4 protein-coding genes are annotated in these 6,387 nt (G+C 67.4%); 1 reads left to right on the plus strand and 3 read right to left on the minus strand.

Annotation, left to right across the window (positions count from 1 at the left end):
- Window positions 1-182: 182 nt before the first annotated feature.
- From AC3EA7_RS03105 to AC3EA7_RS03115, 3 genes are all read right to left on the minus strand, one after another.
- Window positions 183-2,471 (minus strand): NB-ARC domain-containing protein, encoded by a 2,289-nt coding sequence (locus AC3EA7_RS03105; protein ID WP_488612565.1) that lies wholly within the window; start codon window positions 2,469-2,471, stop codon window positions 183-185.
- 48 nt (window positions 2,472-2,519) lie between these two features.
- The gene (locus tag AC3EA7_RS03110) at window positions 2,520-3,146 is read right to left on the minus strand and encodes a hypothetical protein (RefSeq protein WP_488612566.1); all 627 of its coding nucleotides are present in this window, start codon (window positions 3,144-3,146) and stop codon (window positions 2,520-2,522) included.
- A gap of 524 nt (window positions 3,147-3,670) precedes the next feature.
- The gene (locus AC3EA7_RS03115) at window positions 3,671-4,705 is read right to left on the minus strand and encodes a GNAT family N-acetyltransferase (protein WP_488612567.1); all 1,035 of its coding nucleotides are present in this window, start codon (window positions 4,703-4,705) and stop codon (window positions 3,671-3,673) included.
- 267 nt (window positions 4,706-4,972) lie between these two features.
- On the opposite strand from AC3EA7_RS03115, the gene AC3EA7_RS03120 reads away from it, so the two are divergent.
- Window positions 4,973-6,067, plus strand: coding sequence for a methyltransferase domain-containing protein (locus AC3EA7_RS03120; protein WP_488612568.1), 1,095 nt, complete (start codon window positions 4,973-4,975; stop codon window positions 6,065-6,067).
- Window positions 6,068-6,387 lie beyond the last annotated feature (320 nt).

A 6,387-nucleotide genomic window follows, 5' to 3' on the forward strand; every position in this document is an offset into this window, starting at 1 on the left:
TTGCAGGCAGACGAAACCAATTCACGCACGGCGCTCCAGTCAACCCCCGGCGTGGCGGCGAACTCCGGCGCAAGCAGCGCCTCGCCAGCCGCCACTGCCGCCTGCCACGCGGCAATGTCATGCTCGGACGCTTCCGCCGCCTGCACGAGTTCAAGGTAACGCTGCCACGCCTGCTGGATAGCCTAGTGCATTGGGTTTGCCTGCTGGTCGGCAGCGGCGCGAATCGCACGCAGCCCTTCAGCCCGCTCGCGCAGCGCCCGCGCCAGCGCCGCATCGCCGGACTGCTCCGCCTGCCGCGCGAATTCCTCGGCGGCGGCAGCCAGCGGCGCTTCCAGTGCAGCGGGCAACGCGCGCCAGAAGTCCAGCAACTCCTCGCCGGACGCCGCTGCGAGCAGGCGTTGCAGCAGGTGCGCCAGCACCTCAGGCGAAAGTTGCGGCGTGGATTCCTCCTCCACCGCCAGCCACGCCGGCGGCGGACCCGCTCCCAGCGCCTCCCACAGCGTCTCAAAGCCGGCGCCGCAGGCAGTGCGCAGGCCACGAAGCTGGTGCATCGCGCGCTGCTGAAACTCAGCGTGTTGCAGCGCTGCAAACAGGCTGAACGCCGTCCATCCAGCGCGGAGCGCCTCCAGCAAGCGAGTCGTTCGATCCTCGCCCGGCACGCTCGCCAGGTCGCTGAGCAGCACCGCGCGGTTATTCTGCGTCGCCGCATAGTCCAGCGGCACGGTCTCGGCGGAATAGATGCGTAAGGCGGCGTCATAGGCGGCCAGCGCTGCGCGCAGGCGCGCGGCGCGGTCTTCCCCCGCCAGCGTTGCGGCGCGTTGCAGGGCGTTGCCCAGCGATCCCTGTGCGCGTGCGACCTGCGCCGGCGTGCCGCGATGGGCGGCGCACGCCAGCGCCTGTTCAGCCCATGCCAGAGCGTCGCGCCCATACCCGTGCGCTTGCTGCAGGTTGGCGCTACCGCTGATCAGGTCCTGCGCCAGGTCCAGGTCGTTCTTAATCGCCCAGGCGAAGGCGTGCCGCAGGTGCGGGTAGTCGCCGAGCAGTTCGTAGAAGCGCTGCGCGTCGTCGGCGGCGCGCATGGCGTTGGCGTAGAAGGCGGCGTGGCGCGCCGCGGCGGCTTCGTATTCGCCTTCGCGCCGCAGCAGCGCCAGCGCGTAGCCGCGCAGCAGACTGTGCTGGCGCCAGCGCCCTTCGCCATCCCCCGCTTCCAGCAGCGCGGCGTTCGCCAGCCCGCTCAGCCCGTCCTCCGCCGCTTCGCGGTCGCACTGCCAGAGCGCCGCTGCGGCATCCGCGCCGAACGGCGCCTCCGGCGCGAAGGCGCCAAGCGCGCGGAAGCGCGCGCGCGCAATGTCATCCATGTGGTCATAACTGAAGGCGAGCACGGCTTCCACGTTCTGGTTGCGTTCGCTGTCCGGCAGCGCCAGGCGCTCGAACCCCTGCCCGCTGCGAATGTGCCCCAGCAACCGCTCGATCTGCTGGCGCCAGCGCTCCGTGTCGGGCGAGCGAGCGTCGAGGCGCAAACGGCGGATGGCGATGTCCAACGCCAGGGTGTGGTAGCCGACCCCCTGCGCCAGCGCGTCCGCCCACTCGTGATGCTCAGGCGGCAGGTCGTTCCATCCCAGCCGCAGCGCGATCAGCGCGCGCGCTTCGTCCTGCGTCAGCAGCCCCAGCACATATTCGCCGCCGCCCAACCCGACCATCACCGTCTCCAGGCGGGTGGTGATCACCGGGTGCGCGTTCTCCGGCAGCGCCGCGCGCAGCCAGCGGATGCCCTCCAGCGACCAGACGTTGTCGAGGATGACGAGGAGCGGCTGCCCCTGCGCGGCGAACAGCGCGCGCACCGCCCCGGCGTCGAAGGCGATCCGGTCGTCCAGCTGCGGCGGCACGGTCAACGCATAGCGCGCCCAGCGGTTCAGGATGGGCTGGGCCGCTTCCGGCGCGACAATCTCCGGTCCGATCTCCTCCCAGATCACGCCGCCGGGGTAGCGTTCGTCCAGCGCCAGCGCCAATTGGCGCGCGAGGACGGTTTTGCCGATGCCGGGCATGCCCTGGATGGCGGCGGACGCGGCGCGCCGCCCGCCGGTGATCGCCAGTTGACCGCGTTCGGCGATGATCTGCGCAACGCGCTCCAGGTCGCGGGTGCGCTCAATCGTATCAATTGCCAGGCGCTCCGGGCGCGGGCGGGTCCAGCGCCGTTCCATGACGATGTTGTTGATGACGATGGCATCGCCGCCGCCTTCGGCGTGCGCCGAGTTGATGTAGATGCGCTCGCTCGCAGACTCCGGCGCGCGTGGCAGGGATTCGGTGCGCGGCTCAGGGCGCGGTTCAGGCGTCGCGCCGCGCAGGGAGCGCAGCAACGCCGCGCGCGCCGCGAGCAACGGCTGCGCCTGCGGCGGCGCCTGCTGCGCCAGGTTGTCGAGTTCACGCTGCGCCTCGAAGGGTTGCAACAGATCGCGGCGCTCGTTGAACACCCGCGTAGCGTCGGCGTCGGTCGGGGCTTGAAGGAATGCCAGTAATGCCTACGCCACCGGATGGTTGGCTTGCTCCTGGCGCCGGGCGCGTTCGGCCTGCATGCGGGCATGCGCCGCGCGCAGTCGTTCGGCGTGCTGCGGCTCATTGTTTTGTTCGAGTTCCGCAGCGCGGCTGGCAACTTCCCGAAGGAACCACTCTTTGAGTTCAACCGGCAGACCTAGCCAGACCTGCCAGGCGTCGTCATCGGTCGCGGCGGCTTCCAGGCGTTCGAGCGCATCGCGCAGGAACTCGCCTTCCTGCGCGATTTCGGCGCGATAGGCATGCAGCGCATCAATGCGTTCGCGCAGGACTGCGGCGAGCGCCGCGTCACCCGCAGCGTCGGCGGCAGCGGCGCGCTGTTCGGCGGCGACGAGGAAGGCATCTTCCTCCTCCGCTGGCACCGCGTGCCACAGGTCGCGGAGTTGCTGCATATCGGGAATCGACGGCAGCGCATCGAGCAGCAGCGCCTGGCGCGCAGCGGCAATGGCGCCAGCGTTTTCGGCGAGGAACTCTTCGACCTCGCGCTGCAACGCCGGGTCGGCAGCCAGCGCAGCGGCGAGCGACTCGGCGTCGCTGACGCCAGCGGCGGCGAGGCGGGCTTTGAGGCTGTCGGGAAACTCCGGGAAATCGGGCATGGTCGGGCGGCTCCTGCGACGCAATATATCTATGTGTATCGGGATCATCATACAATACCGGAAAAGGGAGAGTCAATCAGATCGCGGCATGTGCGATAGGACGCAGATGCGCATGGATTGAGGCGGATCGGGACGGATTAATAGCTTTTCAGCCTGAACCGATCTATGGGGAATGGGGAGTGATGGGTGATGAGCGCCGTCTAGCTGCGGACTTCGGCATACCCTGGCTGGCGGTTGAAACCGCGCCTTGGGGCGCGGGCGCGCCGGGCGTCGGCCTGCGCCGACGCTGTCCCGCGTGCGCAGGCGGGTGGCCGGCCGGAGGCTCCGCAGGTGCGAATTCATTCGCCAGCCCGCATACCGGATGTACAGACCCTGGCTGGCGGTTGAAACCGCGCCTTGGAGCGCGGGCGCGCCGGGCGTCGGCCTGCGCCGACGCTGTCCCGCGTGCGCAGGCGGGCTTCGCACCCGTAGCCCCCTCTCCAGCGATGCTGGAGAGGGGGTTGGGGGTGAGGAAACAAGCCCCCTCACGTCAAATCCTGGCGGTACACCACCATACCCGAATGGCGCGTGAATCCGAGGCGTTCGTTGATCGCCAGCATACTGGCGTTGGTCGATTCGACCCAGGTGCTGATCTGCGTGTAGCCGTGGGTCTGCGCATAGGCGATGGTCAACACCTTGAGCGCCATAGCCACGCCGCGCCCGCGGTAATCGCGCAGCACCCCGGTCAGATGCTGGTTAAGCAGGCCGGGTTGCCGCTCGTCGGGGTGCATGACGCTTTCGCCGATGTAGCGGTCACCGTCGAGTGCGACGAAGAACGCCTCCGGGCAGGTCAGCGCGAAGCGCTCGAACCATTCGAGCGTGATGTTGGGCGCATCGGGAAGCGGCACGTCACGGTTGAGCGTGAAGTGCAGCGCATGCAGTTTCGGCAGCCAGCCGGGATCGGTATCGCGCAGTTCGGCGAGCGTCGTCAGGCGGATGCCGGACTCCCCGGCGCGTTCGACGTAGCGACGGAGCGGCGCCACATCGACGGTGCGCGTGTCGAGGCGCAGTTCCCAACTGCGCAGCATTTCGCTGAAACCGGTTTGCTCGGCGAAATCGGTGGCGTCCGCCAGTTGTTCGCGCACCTGCGCCAGCGCGAAAAGGCCGCCGGCAGCGTGCGCCTCGCCAAGCGCGCGGGCGAGCAACTGCCGCCCAATCGTCAGGCGCCGGTAGGCGGGCAGGACGCGGACTGCCGCCCAGAATCCGCCTGGCTCGGCGATCCAGGTCGTGGGGAATGTGTGCGCATACCCGATAATGGCGCCGTCAGACGCCACAGCGACATAGCGACGCGGCGGAGCGTCGGGGGCGAATACCTCATCGAATGCGCGGAGATCTGCGGGATTCGTGTACTCAAAATCACAAATCTCACTGGCAGGCGCGCGCGCAACGATTGCCGCGACTGCCGCATACTCTTCGTCCGTTCGCCGGAATGGCCGGATGCGAATGCCGATACATCCCTTCGCCGGCCTGGTTCGCGGTCGGACGCGGACACCTTCGTCCACCTTCCACGTATGTAACATACACCCTCACTTACTCCACCCCTTGCCCCTGCACCCCATCCCGCGCGGGACTGAGGCCCCTGCCGCCAGTGCGAGCAGAGCATGTCGCGCAGATTCCGCTGCGCACTCCACGGTCAACGCTGCCGTGGGCAGAAAACAAGAGGTCACACGAAACCAATTTGCGCAGGCGCCAATCTGATGGTATCCTCTGGCGCGCCTGCGCACCTCTATTCTAGCCGAAGAGACGGGGGGCGCGCAAGTGCCAGTTTTGTCATGGTGATGCGCCATATGGTTCCTTACGACCTTTACCGCCTGCTCCAGTGCCCGACGTGCGGTTCGCGCGACCTGATCGTGACCGACGGCGGCGTGGCGTGTGCGGCGTGCAATGCTGCGTATCCGCGCCGCGACGGGTACATTGACTTTATGCCGCGCGGCGTGGCGTTCGGGTATGTGTCGAAGTACGTCAGCGAAGAAGAGGAACTGGCGCACGAACTCGACTACCGCGATCTGGCGCCGCCGCTGCTCGCGGCTGGAGTGCGCAATCGGGCATTGCAGCGCCTGCTCGACCTGCAACCGACCGATGTCGTGCTCGACAGCGGCTGCGGCAACGGCAAGTTCGCCGCCTGGAACGCCGACCGCGTGCGTCTGATGGTTGGCGTCGATCCGGCGACGTTGTTCGCCGACGACGCAGTGAAAACCGTCGCGCTCATCCAGGGGGATGCGCGCCGGTTGCCGTTCGCCGATGGCATGTTCGACAAAGCGTTCTCGATCGATGTGCTCGAACATTTCCCGCGCGACGTGATCGATGCCTACCTCCGCGAAACGGCGCGCGTGCTGCGTCCTGGCGGGCGATTCCTGATCTTCTCGAATACACGCGAGCCGTCGCGCCTGCAACCGCTGGTCGAGGCAAGCCGCTGGCTTGGGCGGCAGTTCGTCCGCGCCGGCGTCTACGACTTTGCACGCGAGGCGCGGCGCAAGTCGGACCATATCAAGGCGCTGGAGACCTGGGAAGATGTGCTGGACGCCATGCAGCGCGCCGGGTTGCGCCCGGTGCGCGTCGTATTCTGGAACAGCGTGGCGACCAGTTTCGTCGAACACGTGCTGATGAAACTTGGTGAAGCGATCATGGGGCGCAGCCGGAAAGAGCAGATACGACGCAACGGCGCTGCGCAAGCCGGCAACAGCGCCCCGGTTGGCGAAGGCACAGCGCGCGAGATCCGGGCGCGGCAGCGAATGCGCACCCGCCTCCAGCGCCGCGGGTTGGTCTACTATGCGCTCCTGGCAGTGACTCTGCTGATGGAACTCGACCTGCGACTGTTCGGTTGGTTGCGTTCTGGAAGTTACTTTATCGTGGTCGAGAAGCCAGAGGTAAGGGATCGATGAGTGTGCCGAGACTCTCGCAAAGCGGGCGTGGGCTCCGACAGGCTCAGCCCACGCCGATTCAGGCGGCAGGACGCCTCTTCCCCTGATTCCATCCGCCCGGCGGCTAAAGTCGCGGGCTGCGGTTGCGAAGCCCGCCTGCACGGGTTGGACCTGGCGATGCTGGATTATTTTCTCAAAAACCATAAGCTGCGGGCTAATAGGGAGATCAATCTCAACCTGGACAATCACGCCTGCATCTGTGGAGCGGTTGGCGTTGGCTTCGACAGGCTCAGCCAACGCCAACCGCTCCGGGCATCAGGATGCCCTGACTCCCCCTTCTC

The sequence above is a fragment of the Roseiflexus sp. genome (assembly GCF_057785375.1).

Excerpts from the sequence above, each read along its gene's own strand:
- AC3EA7_RS03110 (WP_488612566.1), bottom strand. The coding sequence starts at position 3,146 with ATGCCCGATTTCCCGGAGTTTCCCGACAGCCTCAAAGCCCGCCTCGCC.
- AC3EA7_RS03115 (WP_488612567.1), bottom strand. The coding sequence starts at position 4,705 with ATGTTACATACGTGGAAGGTGGACGAAGGTGTCCGCGTCCGACCGCGA.
- AC3EA7_RS03120 (WP_488612568.1), top strand. The coding sequence starts at position 4,973 with ATGGTTCCTTACGACCTTTACCGCCTGCTCCAGTGCCCGACGTGCGGT.